This is a genomic window from Streptomyces sp. NPDC003247, assembly GCF_042888135.1.
Classification (GTDB): Bacteria; Actinomycetota; Actinomycetes; order Streptomycetales; family Streptomycetaceae; genus Streptomyces.
This window is the reverse complement of the sequence record NZ_JBIAPF010000003.1, coordinates 32013-49658: the sequence shown is the minus strand read 5'-3', so window position 1 is coordinate 49658 and position 17646 is coordinate 32013. Positions and strand designations below refer to the sequence as shown.

Annotated in this window: 11 protein-coding genes; 3 read left to right on the top strand and 8 right to left on the bottom strand. The window is 69.0% G+C overall.

Annotated elements, in window-relative coordinates:
• Window positions 1-121: 121 nt before the first annotated feature.
• Window positions 122-1432, top strand: a complete 1311-nt coding sequence (locus ACFYWQ_RS09750; protein WP_389514528.1) for a hypothetical protein — start codon at window positions 122-124, stop codon at window positions 1430-1432.
• Between the two features lie 311 nt (window positions 1433-1743).
• Here the strand turns inward: ACFYWQ_RS09750 and ACFYWQ_RS09745 are convergent, their stop codons facing one another.
• From ACFYWQ_RS09745 to ACFYWQ_RS09730, 4 genes are all read right to left on the bottom strand, one after another.
• Entirely contained in the window at window positions 1744-3009 is a 1266-nt protein-coding gene (locus ACFYWQ_RS09745; protein ID WP_389514526.1) for a hypothetical protein, read from the bottom strand.
• Between the two features lie 100 nt (window positions 3010-3109).
• Window positions 3110-5257 carry a UvrD-helicase domain-containing protein gene (locus ACFYWQ_RS09740; protein WP_389514524.1) on the bottom strand — a complete coding sequence of 716 codons (2148 nt, stop codon included), beginning with the start codon at window positions 5255-5257 and terminating at the stop codon, window positions 3110-3112.
• A 49-nt stretch (window positions 5258-5306) separates the two neighbouring features.
• On the bottom strand, window positions 5307-6914 hold the full coding sequence (locus tag ACFYWQ_RS09735; RefSeq protein WP_389514522.1) for a protein kinase: 1608 nt from the start codon (window positions 6912-6914) through the stop codon (window positions 5307-5309).
• A gap of 109 nt (window positions 6915-7023) precedes the next feature.
• Window positions 7024-7479, bottom strand: a complete 456-nt coding sequence (locus tag ACFYWQ_RS09730; RefSeq protein WP_389514520.1) for an ATP-binding protein — start codon at window positions 7477-7479, stop codon at window positions 7024-7026.
• A 121-nt stretch (window positions 7480-7600) separates the two neighbouring features.
• Between ACFYWQ_RS09730 and ACFYWQ_RS09725 the strand changes: the two genes are divergently transcribed.
• On the top strand, window positions 7601-8455 hold the full coding sequence (locus tag ACFYWQ_RS09725; RefSeq protein WP_389514518.1) for a helix-turn-helix domain-containing protein: 855 nt from the start codon (window positions 7601-7603) through the stop codon (window positions 8453-8455).
• Complete coding sequence (locus ACFYWQ_RS09720) at window positions 8452-8655, top strand: DUF397 domain-containing protein (protein ID WP_389514517.1); 204 nt, start codon at window positions 8452-8454, stop codon at window positions 8653-8655. Before ACFYWQ_RS09725 ends, ACFYWQ_RS09720 begins: the two co-directional genes overlap by 4 nt.
• Before the next feature lie 62 nt (window positions 8656-8717).
• Here ACFYWQ_RS09720 and ACFYWQ_RS09715 read toward each other — a convergent pair whose 3' ends face one another.
• The 4 genes from ACFYWQ_RS09715 to ACFYWQ_RS09700 form a co-directional block, all read right to left on the bottom strand.
• The gene (locus ACFYWQ_RS09715; RefSeq protein WP_389514515.1) at window positions 8718-11900 is read right to left on the bottom strand and encodes a type I restriction endonuclease subunit R; all 3183 of its coding nucleotides are present in this window, start codon (window positions 11898-11900) and stop codon (window positions 8718-8720) included.
• Window positions 11897-13135, bottom strand: coding sequence for a restriction endonuclease subunit S (locus ACFYWQ_RS09710; protein ID WP_389514514.1), 1239 nt, complete (start codon window positions 13133-13135; stop codon window positions 11897-11899). Before ACFYWQ_RS09710 ends, ACFYWQ_RS09715 begins: the two co-directional genes overlap by 4 nt.
• Window positions 13132-15123 (bottom strand): N-6 DNA methylase, encoded by a 1992-nt coding sequence (locus ACFYWQ_RS09705; RefSeq protein WP_389514512.1) that lies wholly within the window; start codon window positions 15121-15123, stop codon window positions 13132-13134. Before ACFYWQ_RS09705 ends, ACFYWQ_RS09710 begins: the two co-directional genes overlap by 4 nt.
• Window positions 15124-15229: 106 nt before the next feature.
• On the bottom strand, window positions 15230-17398 hold the full coding sequence (locus ACFYWQ_RS09700) for an N-6 DNA methylase (protein ID WP_389514510.1): 2169 nt from the start codon (window positions 17396-17398) through the stop codon (window positions 15230-15232).
• Between the last annotated feature and the right edge of the window lie 248 nt (window positions 17399-17646).

The following is a 17646-nucleotide window of genomic DNA, read 5'->3' as shown; positions in this document are numbered from 1 at the left end:
CCGCGCACCGACACGTGCGGGGGCCGATCCGGAGGGGTGAGGCGTCGAACGTCTGCCTCGACGGCACGGGAGGCCTGTCGGACGTCAGCCGTAGGCTGTCGTCGGAGAACAAGGGGAGACGATGACTGACGACCGCAAGGCAATCGTTCCGGTGTGGACGCTGGCGACCGGCGACGTCCGGGTGCCCGCACTGGCCGGAGACGAGCCGATGACGGCTGAGCGCCTGGTTGAACTGCGCAGTGTGCTGGCGGCCCTGGCCGACGAGCCCATCGCCACACTTGAAGTACATCCGTTGCCCGACGAGTTCGACCGCGGCCGAGGTATCCCGCTCGACGCCGTGAGCCCCCTGGCTCAGCACCTGTCGCAGCTCATCACGCAATCGGCGGGAAGTTCCTCCGCGGCGGCCACGGCGACCGCCGCAGGCGAAGGCCTGTACCGCATGGTGGTTCCGGCGAAGGTCGCCGCCCAGTTCGCGCAGGGCGTCGTTCGCCCGATGGCGGCGAAGGGGGTGGCCGGTGGCATCCGCGGTGCATTCGTGCAACCGACGGGCCGCATCGCCGCCGGCGCGGCGTTCGTGCCGGTCGGCAGAGCGGCAACAGCGGGCGCGGTCGGTGGAGCCGGTGCGACAGCCGGCGTCGCGGCCGCCGGCAGCGCGGCGCTCACCGTGGCCGCGCCGCTCGTGCTCATGGCCGTGGCGGTGGGGGTGAGCGCGCACGCCGACCACAAGCGCCAGCAGGCCATCGAACACATCACGGAACTGCTGGAGCAACTGCACGACGAGAAGCTCGACGACGAGCGCAGTGAACTCGACGGCTGCCGCGACGCCATCGACAAAGCCACCGCCATCCTGCTCGACCAGGGCAAGATCGGTGTCTCACTGGGGCTGGACTCGGCAGTGCATGCCATCAGCAAGGCGCTGGCCGCCGCCGACCGCCGCCTCGCCCAATGGCAGAGCGCACTCGACAAGCTGCCCGACGGCAAGGCCGTCGAGATCGGCACGCTGACCAAGGCGTTCCCCGGCGTCGACGAGGACGGCGGCACGTTCCGCACCCACCTCCAACTCGCCGCCTTGGCCATCGCGCTGAAGCGGCGGGTCATCGTTCTGCAGGCGGTCGAGCATGCCCAGACCGACGCCGGCAACCTGTTCGAGAACTTCGTGCGCGCACTCAAGGCCGACCAGCAGCGCCTCGACAAACTGGAGTCGGACATCGCCACTGTCCTGGGACGCCTGTCGGCGCTGGAGCTGGCACGCCCGCAAGGTCTGCGGCCCGTCTTCACGACCGGTGAAGTCGATCGCCTGATGCGCGCGGCGAACCGGATCCACAGGCTTGGCGACGGTGTCATGGCCGACAGCCGCGCGACGGACGTGGCGATCGAGATCGCCCGCGACAAGGACGGCTCGGTGGTCGTGTTCCCTGCGCTGCCCGCGTAGGCGTAGGCGTGCTCGCATTCACTTGGTCAGTGGTGCGGGTGTGCCCGATACCTCGACGCGTTGGTGGTTCTTCGCCCTGTTCCGCACCGTGACCGAGGGCAGGGCGATCCGCCGGATGCTCACCGAGGGGCGCCCGGCGGATCACTCGACGCGGTGCCCACCACCGCCCACACGGACTTGCGGGGCCGGAGCGGCGGTCGGTGACGCCCCGATCGTCGGTGAGGGCGAGTGACGAGGAGAAGGCCGCGACCGGGACACGTGTCGATCCGCATCGCAACGGATGGTCGTACAACCTCGTACTGCGCCTCCGGCTACTTGCCGCCACGCTGGTGGGGCCTGACGTAGGTGTGGCCTTCCGGGAGTTTGTGGGACCCGGCCAGGCCGGCCCTGCGGTGTGCCTCCGAGTACGCGGTCTGCGCCGTGTCACTGGCCTGCTTGCCCAAGTGGTCGATCCTCATCAGGTGCCCGGCCACTCCATGCCGCGAGGAGGCGCTGGGCAGATGCACCACCCGCTGGGGCCCGTTCTCGTGCTTGGGCAGCGCGAAGGGCCTATAGCAGACGAGTCTGATTCTCTTCTCGCCCGGCCGAGCTGGGAAGTTGAGGATGCCGCTCGACCCGTAGCTGCCTGTTTCCCAGGTGAGCCGCTTACTGCCCATGAGTCTGTTCACGGCTGCCCGGACGGCATCGCTCATGTGCTGTCCGGAGCCGTGAAGCCTGCGGACGTTGCTGATCAGGTTGTCCAACGGCAGGAGCGCGCGGCCGTGCTCGTCGAGGTAGCCGAGCTTGCGAACCGTCTCCTGCACCAACCCGTCGAGCGAGGTGACGTCACCGGTCCGGGACCGCGCCTGACTCGCGGGGAGGTCACGGACGACGACCCGAGGGTCGTACTCGAAAAGGAACCTCCTCCTCGCGATCAGGACCGGACGTGGCAAGGGGCGTAGACAGAGCCTCAGTTGTCCGTTGCTCAACGTGGCCGTGACCCGTGTGCCCGGCATGATCTGCGTCCGCGGCCATCGAACACCGCGGACATGCTCCTTGGCGGTCTTCTTGTGCAGAGAAGCCAGCAGCACCGTCGGGAACGCGCGGCCGTCGTGGAGCTGCACCACCTTCGCTCTTCGCACGCGCCCCGCGGCTCGCGAGGGCATCGGACACAGGCCGTCGTCGAGATGGCGGCTCCGGAGCACGAACGTCCACTGGATCTGTGACTTCGTCTCGATCACGTCGTGCGGCTCACCAGGGTCCGGCTGCCGGATCACCACTGTCCGACCGGGGTCGGCGGCAGGCTCGTCCTCGCTTGGGATGCCCTGGGGCACGGAGACGACGACTGGCGCGGTGGCGCGTGCTTCGGAGGCGTCCGTATCACCGGCGGTCTGTCGGCTGCGGCAATCCGAGCAGTACACCACGGTGGTGCCCATGTCCACGGTCCCGACGGCGACCTCGGCGGCCACCGTCGTCCGGTGACAGATCCCGCAGACGAAGGAGATGGGTGCGGCGAGGCGCAGCAGCGTCCAGCCGAAGCGGTCCGGGGTGCGTTCGAGTATCTTCGCCCCTTGCAGCGCTGACCCCTGAGCCCTCATGAGCTGCCCTCCTGCCGACATCACACACCGATGACCACTGCCTGCCACTCGCGGACGGCCACGGCCGTCTGCCCGTGGCCGTGCACGCGGTGCTCCGACCTCACACACCCGCCTCCACGAGGAACGGGCTGGGCTTGCCGGACCAGGAGACGTACAGTCCGTCGCGGGCCCTCGTGCAGGCGACGAACAGCAGGCAGCGTTCGGACATCATGTCCGTCTCGTGCTGCTGCGCATCCACGTCGGCGGGCGTGACGGCCTTCGCGAACGGCAGTGCGTCCTCGTTGACGCCGACCACGGCGACGCAGCGGAACTCCAGCCCCTTGAAGGAGTGCATGGTTCCGACCCGGACGGCTTCAGCGTCCTTCGCGGGATCGGCTGTCCGCAGCGGTACGGCGGGGAGGCCGGCGGCCTTGAGGTGCGCCACCGTCTTCGCACACGTCTTGTTGAAGCGGGTGCTGACCCCTATCTCCCCGGCGCCGACGCCTGCCTCCAGCCACGCCCGTATCCGAGCGACGAGCGCGTCGAGTTCGGCTTCCTCGGTCGCCGCCGTGTGCACGGTGGGCCCGTCACCGTGGAGCGCGGAGCGGTACCCGAGCAGCGTGTCGTCGCGGCCCTCGTCCTCGAGCTGGGCGATGGGGCGTCCGACGAGCAGGGCCGTGGACCAGCGCAGGATCTCCTGGGTGCTGCGGTAGTTCTTGCGCAGCTTCACCGACCGCCCGGTCACCTTGATGCCGAGCGACTTCAGCGACACCTTCGCGTCATAGATGCGCTGGTGCGGGTCACCCGCGATGAACAGGTCGTCCGGGCGGGCGGGTACGGCCGCGCGCAGCAGACGCCACTGCGCCGGATGCAGGTCCTGCGCCTCGTCCACCACGACGTGCCGGTACGGCGGCCCCTTCTCCTCCAGCAGCCGGGCCGCCTCCGCGCATGTCTGCAGCCAGGTGCGGGCCCCGTCCTCGGCCAGGGCGGTTTTGAATCGCTCGACCGTCTCCCACACCAGGGGCCGTTGTGCCGCCGTCAGCCGGCTTCCGCGGCCGCGCCGGTCCGCCGCCTCGTACTCGGCCAGGTTCCTGATGCCCTGGGCCAGGATGACGTGCCGGTACTCCTGGGCGAGGAACTGCGGGCTGCCGGTGAAGCCCGTGGCCTTCGCGGCCTTGCCCCAGCGGCTCTCCTCCTCGTTGTTCATCAGCGGCCGCAACGTCACCGCGCCCGGTGCCTCCGCGACGACACGGCTGGCGAAGCCGTCCACCGTGGAGATGTCCACGCGTCCGCGCAGCTCCGGATCCTCCACCAGGGACTCCAGACCGGAGCGGAGAGCGTTGACGAGTGCGTTCGTGTACGTCGTGAGGAGGATGCGGTCCCCGTCGCGCAGGTGCCCGAGCAGATGCTTGACCCGGTGCAGCGCGACGACGGTCTTGCCGGTGCCCGGCCCGCCGGTGACCTGGGCGGGCCCGGAGTAGGACGCCCGGTAGGCCACCTTCCGCTGCGAGGGGTGCAGGAAGACCCGCCAGGCCGCGAAGGGCTTCTCCAGGATCTCCCGCAGCTCCTCGGACGCCGTGACCAGCGCGATGCGGGCCAGGCTGTGCCGGATCGCCGTGTCGTAGTCCTGGGTGTCCACGGGCTGCGACGACGCCTGAAGGGCCGGCGCGACGATGTCCTGCCAGACCTCCTCGACCGTGCAGCCCTCCGCGAGGTACTGCAACACCTCCCGCTGGTCCTGCGGCAGCAGCGGCGCGAAGACCTCGAGCTGCTCCTTGTCGACGAGCGACCGGGCCTGCCGCAGCGTCTCGGCGTCGATGCCGAGGGCGGTCAGGTCGCCGTCGGAGAACTTCGCGAACAACCGCTCCTTCGGCGAGGCCCGCGCCACCTGCTCGTACGCCGGCGTGATCTCGTCCAGGGTCGCCGCGTCCCGGATCTCGACTGCCCGCGTCACCTCGTTGATGCTGGCCTTCTGCTTCTTCGCCCAGGCGATGGCCTTGTCGTGCGGCATGACCCGCAGCAGGAGGAACGTGTCCCCGGAGGCCGGGGCGAGGACCACACCGCGCCAGAACTGTCCGATGCGGATCGTCCGGATCTGCTTGTCCTGCGCGTTCGTCAGACTCTCCAGCTTCAGCCCCGGATCCTTGAAGAGCTGATCGAGGGTGAGCCGGTGGAACTTCTCCCAGGCCTCCAGGACGCCCTTCCTGACCGGCGGCTGGAGCTTGGGGAGTTCGGCGAAGAAACCGATGTCGAAGGCGAGCTGCGGCATGAAGGGATCCTAAGGGCCGGGCGGGGTGCGGCGGAGAGGAAGAGCCAGGTCAGGTGCGCGAACCGGCAGGGCCGCCGTCGAGATCCAGACGGATCACCGCCAGCGTCTCGGCCACCTCGGCCGTGAGTTCGTCGTCTGGCCCCCACACCACGCACAGATCGGCGTGCAGCGGGTCCAGGACGTCGAACGCGTCCGCCGCCCGCCCCTGCGCGAGCAACAGCATGCCGATGTCGCGGCGCAGTTCGACGGCCTCCTCGCTCACGTCGCCGTCGACGGAGCTGACGACGTCGAGGACGCTGTGCAGGCCGGCGAGCGCCTCGGTGACCTGGCCGAGTTCACCGCGGCAGCGAGCCGCCTGGGCACGGCTCTCCCGGGCGTCCTCGCTGCTCGGGCCGCTGACGCGTCCGTACGCGTCGGCGAGCGCCTCGAACTCGGGCAGTGCGGCACGGTGGTCACCGCCCAGCTGACGGCTGACCGCTCGGAACATGCGCAGTCGGAGGACCGCCTTGTTCTCCGAACCCAGGGCGCGCGCGGCCGGCTCGATCACCTCGTCCACCACCTCGGCCGCCTGCGCGTACCGCTCCTCCTCCATCAACGCCCGGTAGTGCTCGTGGACCTCGCGGATCTGTTCCCGCAACGCCTCCCGCTCGGCCTCGGGAACGACGGGCGGCGCCGCTGCCCCGGGGGTGGGTGCGGCGGGCCGTGCGCCCGCGGCACCGACACGCGAGCGCGGCGCGTAGGGGCGGCGGAAGACACCGGTCGGATCGGGTGCCCCGGCTGGCCCCGCCCCCTCCGGTACGGCCTCCTCGCCCGGCGCCGGCAGGAAGGGCCGCAGCCGCTCGTACACCTCCTGCACGTCCGCCGGACGCGCCTCGGGCGCCTTGCGGAGCAGGTGCAGGACGAGCTCCTCCAGCTCCTCCGGTATATCGGCCCGCAGCTGCCGCAGGGGCGTCGGTGCCGCGTTGACGTGCTGCATCATCAGGTGGAACTCGCCGTCACCGCTGAACAGCAGCCGTCCGCACAGCAACTCGTGCAGGACGCACCCCAGCGCGTACAGGTCGGTGCGTGGCGTGACCCGCCCGCCGCGCACCTGCTCCGGCGCCATGTACTGGTGCGTCCCGATGGGGCTGCCCGTCGCGGTCAGCCTGGTGACGTCCGTCTGCAGGATGGCCGCGATGCCGAAGTCGAGCACCTTCACGGTGCCGTCCCGCGCGACGAGGATGTTGCCCGGTTTCAGGTCGCGGTGCACCACGGGCACGTCGTGCGCGTACGACAGCACGGTCGCGACCTGCGCCGCCACGGCCACCGCCCAGCTGACGGGGAGCGGTCGGTCCGGGTGCACGTACGCGCTCAGCGGCACGCCGTCGACCAGCTCCATCACCAGGTACAGATGCTCGTACGACTCGTCGAGCACCGCGTCGTACACCTGCGGCACGCCCGGGTGCTGGATCCGCGCGGTGATCCGCGCCTCGCGCCGGAACCGCTTCGCGAACTCCTCCGCCAGGTGAGGCGACGTCACCGCCTGGGGCCGGATCAGTTTCACGGCGACCGGCCTGTCCAAGACGGCGTCGTAACCCCGCCACACGTCCCCCATGCCACCGTGGCCGAACTGCTCCAGCAGTTCGTAGCGTCCCGCGATCCGCCGTACGTCCGGCACCTGGCCCCCGCCCCCGTCGAGTGTCCGAAGTGGTCTTCGATGTGCTCGGGGATCAGTGTCGCTGGTGGGGGTTCGGCGCGTCCAGACAGCTCGCGGGAGGCCCGTGGCGTCAGGTCAGGCCGGGAGCGGCGTACTCCGCCCAGACGGTCTTGCCCGGACCGCCCTCGGTGCGTGCGGTGCAGCCCCAGCGGTCGGCGAGCGCCTCGACGAGCAGCAGCCCGCGGCCGCTGTCTCCGGGAGCGCCGTGCTCCGGTGCGGCGGAGGGGATGCGGGGGAGGCGTTCACCGCGGGTGTCGCCGACTTCGATCCGTACGGTGCCGGTGGCCGGGTCGGCGGTGAGGAGGACGTGGAAGTCCCGGCCGGCCACGTGCCCGTGCCGTACGGCGTTCGCGCACAGCTCCGCGGCGATGAGGGTGACGGCGTCGTGCGCGTCACTGCCGTACCGGACGCCCCAGGCGTCGAGCCGGTGCCCGCACAGCCGTCGGGCCAGGCGGGCGCCGCGTGGGGTGGAGCTGAAGCGCATCGTGAACCGGTGGGTGGTGGGGGGTGGTTGTGTTGCGGTCATGCACTCACGGTGGCGTCTCGTGGCGTAGCGTGACCAGTGGTGACGCGCTGACGTTGATCCTTCGTACGGCGCGTGCGCGGGCGCTGTACCTGGCGGTACGCAGGGGAGAGGCGGCAAGACGGTGACCGTACGGGACGAAGAAGCGGGGCAGCGGCAGCAGCGGCGGCCGGAGGACGATCCGGGGTCGGGTGTCGTGACCGCGTTCGGGCGGCAGTTGAAGTTGCTGCGGACGCGGGCGGGGCTGGAGCGGGCGGAGTTCGGCAGGAGGCTCGGGTACTCGGCGGACACGGTGGCGTCCATCGAGCAGGGGCGGCGGATTCCGCAGGCCCGGTTCATCGAGAGGGCGGATGAGGTGTTGGGGGCCGGGGGTGTGCTGACGGCGCTCAAGGAGGAGGTGGGGAGGGCTCAGTATCCGGCCTACTTCCGCGACGCGGCTCGCTTGGAAGCCAAAGCTACGGCGCTGAACCTGTACGCGGTCTTCGCGGTGCCCGGCCTGTTGCAGACGGAGGACTACGCGCGGGCCGTTTTCCAGATGCAGCGCCCCTTGCTGCCCGACGAGGTCATCGAGCAGCGCCTTGACGCTCGCCTGGCTCGGCAGCAAGTGTTCAGTCGGCGGCCCGCGCCGCTGATGAGTTTCGTGATCGAAGAGGCGGTGCTGCGGAGACCGTTGGGCGGCCGGAAGGTGATGCGGGAGACGCTGGAACAGGTTCTGCTGACAGCTCAGTTGAGGCATGTCGAGGTGCAGGTCATGCCGACCGATCGCGAGGACAACGCTGCGTTGGGTGGTCCGTTCACGCTGATCGACACGGACAGGGGCCAGCGCATCGCGTACGCGGAGGTACAGGACGACAGTCGGCTGTACACCGAGGCGACCAAGGTGCGTGAGTTGGAGGCCAGGTATGGCATCCTCCGATCACAGGCCCTGACGCCGAGCGAGTCATCCGCCTTCATCGAGCAACTGTTGGGAGAGTCATGAGCGTTCGCATAGCGCACGCCGTGCCAGAAGCCGCCTGGCGCAAGAGCAGCTACAGCACTGGTGGCGGCGGCGAGTGTCTGGAAGTCGCTGCCGTTCCGGGGGCCATCCTCGTCCGGGACTCCAAGCGACCGGAAGGAGACCGGCTGGCCATCGGGGCCGAGGCTTGGGCCGGGTTCGTGGAGATGGCCGCCGGACGCTGAACCGGCGGACGTACGATCGGCGGGGCCCGGTGCGCGACTTGCACCGGGCCCCGCCGGCGTCGTCAGAAGTCCTCCAGCCCCTCCTCCCGGCGGATCATCCGCCAGGCGGCCCGGCGGGCGCTGCGGTCGAGGTTGGACTTGAAGTCCCGATCGGCGCCGAAGTACCGCTTGCCGAGGGTGTCGATGGTGGATACGTGATCCATCATGTTCTCCTCGAACTTCTTGTCCCAGACGATGCCGAAGTTCTCCTCGTCGTTGACGAGGGCGGCTGCCCGGACCTTCGGGTCCTCCTTGGTGGCGTTGAACGCGGGGAGGACATCCTCTTCGCTGAACTCCGTGCCGAACTTGGCGTTGAACCTCTCGATCAGCTCGGACAGCAGTGACTTCTCGGCGTCCTTGGCACCGCCGACCCCGTCGCCGAAGCCCGTGAGCTCGGCCGCGCCCTCGGGGTTGAGGGAGACGTCGTGCTCGCCGGTCTTCTCCACCCGCAGGTGACTGAGATCCACCTCGCCTATGTCGACTCCGCCGTCGGCGAGACGGGGGAGCCGGTTGAGCAGGTAGCGCCCGTAGAGATACAGGCGCTCCAGCTCGGCGTCCTGGTACGGGACGATCTGCGCGAGGAAGCCGTACTTACGGACGTAGTCGTTGAGGTTGGCCCGGAACTCCTCGGCGGCCTCGACGTCGTCCTCCTCCTCGCTCTCCAGGAGGGCGGTGAAGCGGGTGACGGCGGGGGACAGGAGCCGGTACAGCTCGGCGTGCAGCTTCTCCCACTTGGACTGGGAGCCGGCCGCCTTCTCCTGCGCCGCCAGGTACGCGGCGACGAACTCGTCCATGTCCTGCTCGGAGATGACCGGGGCGGACATGACGCGGCTCTGGGCCGTGTAGAGCAGGTTCGGATCGGAGGGCAGGGTGTGCGCCTCCTCGAAGTACGGGCGGAAGGCGTCCTGGATGTCCTCGGCCTCGTTGACGAAGTCCAGGACAGCGAGGTCGGCTTGGGACTTGCGTTCCGCGGTGCGGTTGAGGCGGGACAGGGTCTGTACGGCGGCGATGCCGGTGAGCGTCTTGTTGACGTACATCGTCGTCAGCAACGGTTGATCGAAGCCGGTCTGGTACTTCTCGGCGACGACCAGGATCCGGTACTCCTGCTGGCCCTTGCCGCCGGCCTTCGCGGCCTTGTCGTCGGCGCGGGTGTAGCCGAAGGCCTTGGGCAGTGCGCTCTCCGAGAGACCGCCGTTCTCCTTGCTCTCGGTGGTCTCCTCGCCGTCGATGGTGAGGGAGCCGGAGAAGGCGACCAGGACGCCGAGGTCCGGGTACTTGGTGTCGTACTCGACGTCGGCGATGTAACTCCGGATGGCCCGCGCCATCTGGACGGCGGAGTGACGGGAAGCCGTGACCACCATGGCCTTGGCGCGTCCGCCGAGCCGGCCGCGGGTGTGGCGGACGAAGTGCTCGACGATCACCTGGGCGTGCTGGGACACCGTGTGCTCGTGCATGAGCGCGAACCGGGCGAGCAGGCTGTTCGCCTTGGAGGGGTCGACCTCCTTCTCGTCGTGGTTGAGGTTCGCCAGCTTCCAGTAGGTGTTGTACGTGACGTAGTTGCGCAGGGGGTCGAGGATGAAGCCCTCCTCGATGGCCTGGCGCATGGAGTAGGTGTGGAAGGGGCGGTAGACGGGCTTGCCGTTCTCCACGCCTTCCGTGCCGAAGAGTTCGAGCGTCTTGGACTTGGGCGTGGCCGTGAAGGCGAAGTAGGAGAGGTTGGCGGCGCGGGAGCGTTCCACCGCCTTCGCCTTCAGCTTGTCGTCCACGGTGAGCGTGGTCGCGCCCTCGTCGTCCGAGTCGGCGTCCAGGCCGAGGTCGCGCAGGGCCGACTTCACGGCGGTGGCGGCGTCGCCGGACTGAGAGGAGTGCGCCTCGTCCACGATGATCGCGAAGCGGGTGCCCTTGATCTCGGTGGGGTTGCGCTTGATGTAGTCCAGCAGGGCCGGGAACGAGTGCAGGGTGACGGTGACGATCTTCCCGGTGTCCCGGGAGAGGGCCCGGGCGAGCTGCTCGCTCTTCGCGCCGTGCTTCTCGTCGACCTTCACGACCAGGCCGTCCGTCTGGGAGAAGCTGCCGACGGTCGCCGAGAGCTGTGCGTCCAGCGCGCGGCGGTCCGTGATGACGATGACCTTGTCGAAGACCGGCTCGCCGGGCTTGAGGCGGCCGTCGGCGAGGGCATCGGGGTTGAGAACGTGCGGATCGCGGCGGGCGTGCAGGTCGCTGAGGCGGTGGGCCAGCCAGCCGATGGTGTTCGACTTGCCGGAGCCGGCGGAGGCCATGACGAGGTAGTTCTGGCCGGCGCCGTGGACGGACGCGTGCGCGGTGAGCTTGCGGACCACGTCCCACTGGTGGAAGCGGGGGAAGATCGTCGACTTCGTCGTGCCGCCGCCGGGCGTCTTGTGCTTCTGCTGATGCACGAATCGCTGGAGGAGGTCGAGCCAGTTGTCCCGCTGCCAGACCTGTTCCCAAAGGTACGAGGTGGCGTAGGTGCCGTGGGCCGTCGGCTCCGGGTTCCCGGCTCCGCCGGGCTGGCCGGGGCCGTTCGAGCCGGTGTTAAAGGGGAGGAACCGGGTTGCCTTACCGCGCAGTTGGGTGGCGACGAAGACCAGGTCCGGGTCGACGGCGAAGTTCGCCAGGACGCGTCGCGTGAAGATCAGCTCGGTCGGGTCGCGGTCCGTCCGGTACTGCTCCTTGGCCTGCTCGACGCCCTGCCCGGTGAGCGGGTTCTTCAACTCGGCCGTGGCGACCGGGATGCCGTTGAGAAACAGGGTGAGGTCGAGCTCGTGGCCCCAGTCGGCCTGCTTGGTGGCGTACCGCAGTTCCCGGACGACGGTCAGGCGGTTGGCCCGGTAGCCGTCGAGGACGGAGTCGGCGGAGATGAGGTTGGGCTTGAAGGAGGCGACACGTAGACGGACGCCTCGGTCCTTGACGCCGTTGCGGAGGACGTGGAGCAGTCCGTCATCGGCGATGGCCCGGTCGAGCCGCTGGGCGAAACCACGCTGCGCTTCGTTCGGGTTGCCGCCGTAGACGGTGAGGAGTTCGTTCCACTCGTCGCGCTGCGTGGCGCGGATGAAGTCGAACAGCTCCTTGGTGTCGAGTCCGAGGTCGGGGCGGTAGTCCTGCGGGTTCGCCTCCCGCCAGCCTCGCTCGCAGAGGGCGGCGACGATGGCGGTCCCGAAGGAGGACTCGTACTGCACGGGGCTCATACGGTGACTCCTTCGGCTACGTTACGGCCGCTAGCGGTGGTCACGTCGAATTGTCCGGTTACGGCGGCGGTGATGAGCACTTGTCGGCGTTCCGCCAAGAGGGCCATTTGGCGATTCATGGCCCCGCTCAAGTTGGCCATGCTTGCATCGATCTGCTCTAGATGAGTAACGACCTTCCGCTGATCGCTAAGAGGAGCATAGGGGATTTGCAAACTGAGCAAATTCTCCTCGTTGAGATTTGGGATTGTTGCGGCGAGCGAGTTCTTGAGTAGCTGAGAGCGAATATGCATGGATCGAAGAAGGCAAGCAGTAAATTCCGGAATCACGCGTGTGGAGGGAATCGTGAGGGTGATGCTGTCGCTCCCGCAGATCCAGCCTTCCTGATATTCTTGAACTAGCGCGGACCGTCCTAGGTGACGTTTTCTCGCAATTACGATGTCGCCTGTTTTGAGGCGATGTCGAGAAAGTCTGTTTGCCGTTTCCCGGGAAACCGCATGGTGTGGATCAGGGGTGATAATCCCGTCTCGAATGTGAGCCGTATTGATCATCGGAATTCCGTGAGGCTTGTAGTCCGAGGCGCTGAATTGTGTACCGAACGGTCCGGTTGTTACCCTTGCGTCCAGTCGGCGCAACTGTGTCCAAGGGGCATCAATGGCGGAAATTACGCTGAAGTATTCTGCCTCATGGCGTTCCCGCAGCATCGCCTGCTGTTTCATGCGCAACTCGGAGAGTAGCTCGATGTGTGCGGTCTCGGCATCGAGGAAGTCCGCGACGCGGCGCTGCTCATGCAGGGACGGCAACGCCATGAGTAGGTGAGTAATGTCTTCCGGTGCCACCCTTTGGTGGCTGCGGGTTACAGATTGAACCTGTGAGTCCAATGTCTGGCGTGTTGATTCAGACTGGAGAAAATATGCAAGAAAACGAAGTTCGAGGTCACGGCCCGGAGTCAGTCCAACAAATTCGGTGGAGGAGACGATCGGCAGCGTTGACTCTGCGACAATTACAACCCTACTCTTTCGCGGGTTGAGCTTACTGACCAGCACCTCTCCACCGTGCAGTCGGAGCTTTGCAGACTTGATGGAGTCGGTTGCCTCGACTTGGGCAGTTCCAGTCGCGTCAACGGCTGGGATGCTGTAATGCGCCACCCGATCGCCGAGCTCATAGGGCTCGACGGATACACGAGTTTCGGAGGCGAGTGACCAGAGTGGAACGGTGCGCCAAGTTCCGCTCTTCATTCCGTAACCTCCCGCAGCAGCCCCTGGATCTCTGCCTCCAGTGCCTTCAACTCTGCGTCGATCTCTGCGAGCGGTCGAGGCGGCTCGTACACATAGAAGTGCCGCGTGAACGGGATCTCGTACCCGATCTTCGTCTTGCTGTGGTCGATCCACGCATCCGGCACGTGAGGGTGAACCTCCCGCTCCAGGTACTCCTCGACGTCCTCACCCAGCTGCACGTTCTCGTAGTCCCGCAGCTCCGCGTCCGGCTCGGGCTGCCCCTTGACGAGCTGGACCTCGCCCTCCGGGTCCCGCACCCCGACCACCTCACGCAGTGCCTTGTTCAACGGCGCCCCCGTGGGCCACGTCCCACCGGCCTGCACCACCGCGTCCTTCAGAGCGAGCCAAGCCTCCTGCTTCGTGGCCCAGCTCGTGCCCATCAGTGACTTGAAGGCGTCCGCCAGGGCCGAAGCCTGCGGCAGCTTCTGGATGACCTTGGACGCCTCCAGCGCCGCCAGCGTCTCCTCCGTGACCTCGAACCGCAGCTTGAGCGGCCGTTCCACCGTGATCCGCTGGTACCCGAAGTCCTCGTTCCAGAAGACCTTCACCTTGCCGTGCAGCGGGTGCTTGGCGTCCCCTGCCACTGCCAAGGCCTCGCCGTACAGCTTGACCACCGTCGCGATGTGGTCCTTGCCCAGCTCCTTGCGCTTGTCGCCGAGCGACTTGCGCATCTTCTGCCACTGGTCGCGCGCGTCCAGCAGCACGACCTTGCCCTTGTGGTCCGGGCTCTTCCGGTTCGTCAGGATCCAGAAGTACGTCGAGATGCCGGTGTTGTAGAAGAGCTGGTCCGGCAGGGCGACGATGCCCTCCAGCCAGTCGTTCTCCAGAATCCAGCGGCGGATCTCCGACTCTCCGGAGCCGGCCGCGCCCGTGAAGAGCGGCGAGCCGTTGAAGACGATCGCGATGCGCGAGCCGCCCCCGCCGTTCACGTCCACCGGCTTCATCTTCGAGATCATGTGCTGGAGGAACAGCAGCGAGCCGTCGTTGATGCGCGGCAGCCCCGCACCGAAGCGGCCGGCCTCGCCCAGCGCCTTGTGCTCGTGCTCGACCTCGTCCTTGACCTTCTTCCACTCCACGCCGAACGGCGGGTTGGCCAGCATGTAGTCGAAGGTCTTGCGTGCGTGGCCGTCGTCGGAGAAGGAGTTGCCGAAGGCGATGTTCTCCGGGTTCTGGCCCTTGATCATGAGGTCGGAACGGCAGATCGCCCACGACTCGGGGTTGAGTTCCTGTCCGTACACCTCCACCGTGGCGTCCTCGTTGAACTCGGTGATGAGGTCGTCCATCGCGGAGAGCATGCCGCCCGTGCCGCAGGCCGGGTCGAGGACCGTGCGCACCGTACCGGGAAGCTGGAGCGCGTCACCGTCCGGGGCGACGAGCAGCCGCACCATCAGCTGGATGACCTCGCGCGGCGTGAAGTGCTCACCGGCCGTCTCGTTGGACTGCTCCGCGAAGCGGCGGATCAGTTCCTCGAAGATGTAGCCCATGTTGTGGTTGGGCACGATCTTGGGACGCAGGTCCAGGTCCGTGAACTTACCGATGACCTTGTAGAGGAGCCCCGCGCTGTCCAGCCGCTTGATCTGCTGGGCGAACTCGAAGCGTTCCAGCACGCCCCGCGCGTTGTCGGAGAACGCCCCCACGTACACCTGAAGGTTCTGCGCCGCGTTCTGCGGGTCGTCCGCGATCTTCTTCAGGGTCAGGCCGGACTTGTTGTAGAAGGAGTGACCCGAGGCCCGCCGCAGGAAGCGGTCCGGGTCGATCCCGCTGTCCTCGTGCTGCGCCGCGATCTCCGCGACTTTCTCGCGCGTCGGTTCGAGCACGCACTCCAGGCGCCGCAGCACCGTGAACGGCAGGATGACCTTGCCGTAGTCGGACTGCTTGTAGTCCCCCCGCAGGAGGTCGGCGACGGACCACGCGTGGTTCGCCAACTCCGTGTGCTTACTGCTGTTCAACTGGATCCCCGGATTCCTTCCGAAATGTCCCAACCCCACCGCCCGAGCCGATTCGGCAGGCCGGGGCGGTCCGACAAGTGTGGTCTATGTGTGAGGGCCTGCGTGCCTAATGGGACGAATCGCCGTCCCGGCGGCCGCGCACCTCAGCTGTCTCCTGTGGCGGCAGCAGTTGCCCGCCCGTGAGCCCGCCCGCCAGCAACCGCGCCGTCTCCTCCGCCAGCCGCGTCGCCCGCCGCGCATCCGCCCGAAGCTCGTGCACGTGCCGGAACGCCTCCCCGTAGCGCCGCTGATCCTCCAGCGGCAGCAGGGGCACGCGCAGCCTGCCCGGGTTCACCGTGAGGACCGTGCTGCCCGTCGACGCGCCCGCGATGTTGTCCTCCGCGCCCATGAACCCGGCCAGGAACCAGGCGTCCAGGCGCTTCGGGTCCGGCCGGAAGAGGTGGACGTGAGGGCCGAGCAGTGCGCCGGCGTCCTCATCGCCCGCGACCCGGGCCATGGGGCCGGCCCCGCTCGCGACCGCTCGGACGAGGACGTCCCCGGCGGCGACCAGGGGCGCCACGACGCTGCGCAGCTCCGCCGGGTCGCCCGTGGGACCCGAGCCGCGCGCGATGTCCGCGCCGGTGAGGACCGGGCGGCCCCCGGTCTCCTCTGCCTCGCCCTCCGCGCGGGCCCGCACACCCTCCGGCACCGTTCGCAGCAGGGTGAGCGCCCCGCCGCGCGAGAGGTCGGCCACCGTCGCCGTCCGCCACTCGCGTGCCGTGGCTCCCGCGGCGTTCCAGTTCTCGTGGGCGGCCGTCCGAGCGAGGGACTCCGCGGCCTCGACGAGGTCGCGGCGGGCGGCGTCGGCCTCCGTCGCCAGTTCCGCCGGATCGATCTCGGCCCTTGACGCCCGTACCAGCCGGGCCGGGGTCAGGTCCACCACGTCGTCCAGCAGGTCCACCACACCGACCGCGTGCGCGACACCGGGCTCGCCCTCGAACGTGTCCGGGTTCTCCGTGAACGCCTGCCACGCGCCGAGGACCCGCGCCGTGAGCCCGGCCCAGTCCAGGGACGCGGACCGTCCGGCGCCCCGGGTGTGGGCGGCGCCGCCGCGTCCGGCAGTCGCCGTCGGCGTCTCGACCGTGTCCACGAACAGCACCGACTTGCGCTCCGGGCCGCCCGGCTCGGGCCGTTGCAGCACCCAGATCTGGAGACCCACGTGCAACGGCACCGACGCGCCGACCGGCAGCGCGATCACCGCGCGCAGGGCCCCGCTGCGGACGAGCTCCGCCCGTACCCGGCGCCCCGACGCGCGGCCCGCCGTGGCCGGCGGCAGGATCAGGGCCGTGTAGCCGCCGGAGGTCAGGTGGGCGAGCGCGTGCTGCACCCACGCCAGTTCCGACTCGGCGCGGGGCGGGACGCCGTACGCCCAGCGCGGGTCGTACGCGAGCTCGTCGTGCCCCCAGTCGCGGACGCCGAACGGCGGGTTGCACAGCACCGCGTCGGCGAGCAGGTCGGGGAAGGCGTCCGCGCGCAGGCTGTCGGCGGCGCGCACGGTCACCGTGGCCTCCGGAGCCGTCAGCATCAGGCTCACGGCACTGCGCCGGGCCTGCACCGGAAGCGTGTCCTGGCCGTACAGCTCGCGGGCGCCCCGGCGGGCGGCGGCCGCCAGGAGGGTGCCGCTGCCGCAAGCCGGGTCGAGGACACGGGCCGGGGAGCCGGGGACCAGGCCCGCGAGCAGATCCGCCAGCTGCGGGGGCGTCCGGTACGCGCCGGACGCGGCACTGTCCTCCAGCTCCCGCTCCGCGAGCACGCCCAGCGCGGCCTGCCCGCCCTCGTCGCGTACACACGTGTACAGCGCGCGCAGCACCGCCGCGTCCCCGGTCCCGAAACGGACGGCGTCCGCGCCCGGCACGACGTCGGCCGCGGCGGACGCCTCACGCTGCGCGCGGGCGACGAGGTCCGCGTCCGGCAGCCGGGTGGCGGCCGTCAGCTCCTCCGGCGCGCGGGCCGCCGCCGCGAGGACGAGGAGCAGCAGATCCGACGTGCCGCCGCCCTGCGCGTGCAGGCGCAGCGTCGTGCGCAGCTCTTCCGACGGGCTCGACGCCGAGGTGTGGCCGCGCGAGGCGAGCCAGGCGCGTACGGACTCCAGGTCGTACAGCGGACTGCTGTCCGTGCCACCGGACGGCGCGGGAAAGTCCTCGTGCCGGCGGCGCCAGTTGCTGACCGTGGCGCGCGTGACCCCGGCGATGCGGGAGATCTCGGCGGCGGTCACCTGAGCGGATGAGGGTGGCATGGGCGGAATCCTGGGCCTCTCGACAGCGGACGTCAACAACTTACAGCAGGCGTCAAATCCGTCAAGCTGTTTGACGGTGCTTTCAGTCTCGTGCTTATCTGTTGGTGCTTCCGGTGGGAAGCGGCCGTCCTACAGGTCTGTGGCCGGGGCGCGCCGTCGAGCCGTGCCGTGCCGCTCTGCCGCGCCTTCCCGGCCCGGTGAACCGCCGTGAGCGCCGTCCGTGATCGTTCCGAACACACTCCGGGGGG

Excerpts from the sequence above, each read along its gene's own strand:
- ACFYWQ_RS09720 (WP_389514517.1), top strand. The coding sequence starts at position 8,452 with ATGAGCGTTCGCATAGCGCACGCCGTGCCAGAAGCCGCCTGGCGCAAG.
- ACFYWQ_RS09730 (WP_389514520.1), bottom strand. The coding sequence starts at position 7,479 with ATGACCGCAACACAACCACCCCCCACCACCCACCGGTTCACGATGCGC.
- ACFYWQ_RS09715 (WP_389514515.1), bottom strand. The coding sequence starts at position 11,900 with ATGAGCCCCGTGCAGTACGAGTCCTCCTTCGGGACCGCCATCGTCGCC.
- ACFYWQ_RS09750 (WP_389514528.1), top strand. The coding sequence starts at position 122 with ATGACTGACGACCGCAAGGCAATCGTTCCGGTGTGGACGCTGGCGACC.
- ACFYWQ_RS09745 (WP_389514526.1), bottom strand. The coding sequence starts at position 3,009 with ATGAGGGCTCAGGGGTCAGCGCTGCAAGGGGCGAAGATACTCGAACGC.
- ACFYWQ_RS09740 (WP_389514524.1), bottom strand. The coding sequence starts at position 5,257 with ATGCCGCAGCTCGCCTTCGACATCGGTTTCTTCGCCGAACTCCCCAAG.
- ACFYWQ_RS09700 (WP_389514510.1), bottom strand. The coding sequence starts at position 17,398 with ATGCCACCCTCATCCGCTCAGGTGACCGCCGCCGAGATCTCCCGCATC.
- ACFYWQ_RS09710 (WP_389514514.1), bottom strand. The coding sequence starts at position 13,135 with ATGAAGAGCGGAACTTGGCGCACCGTTCCACTCTGGTCACTCGCCTCC.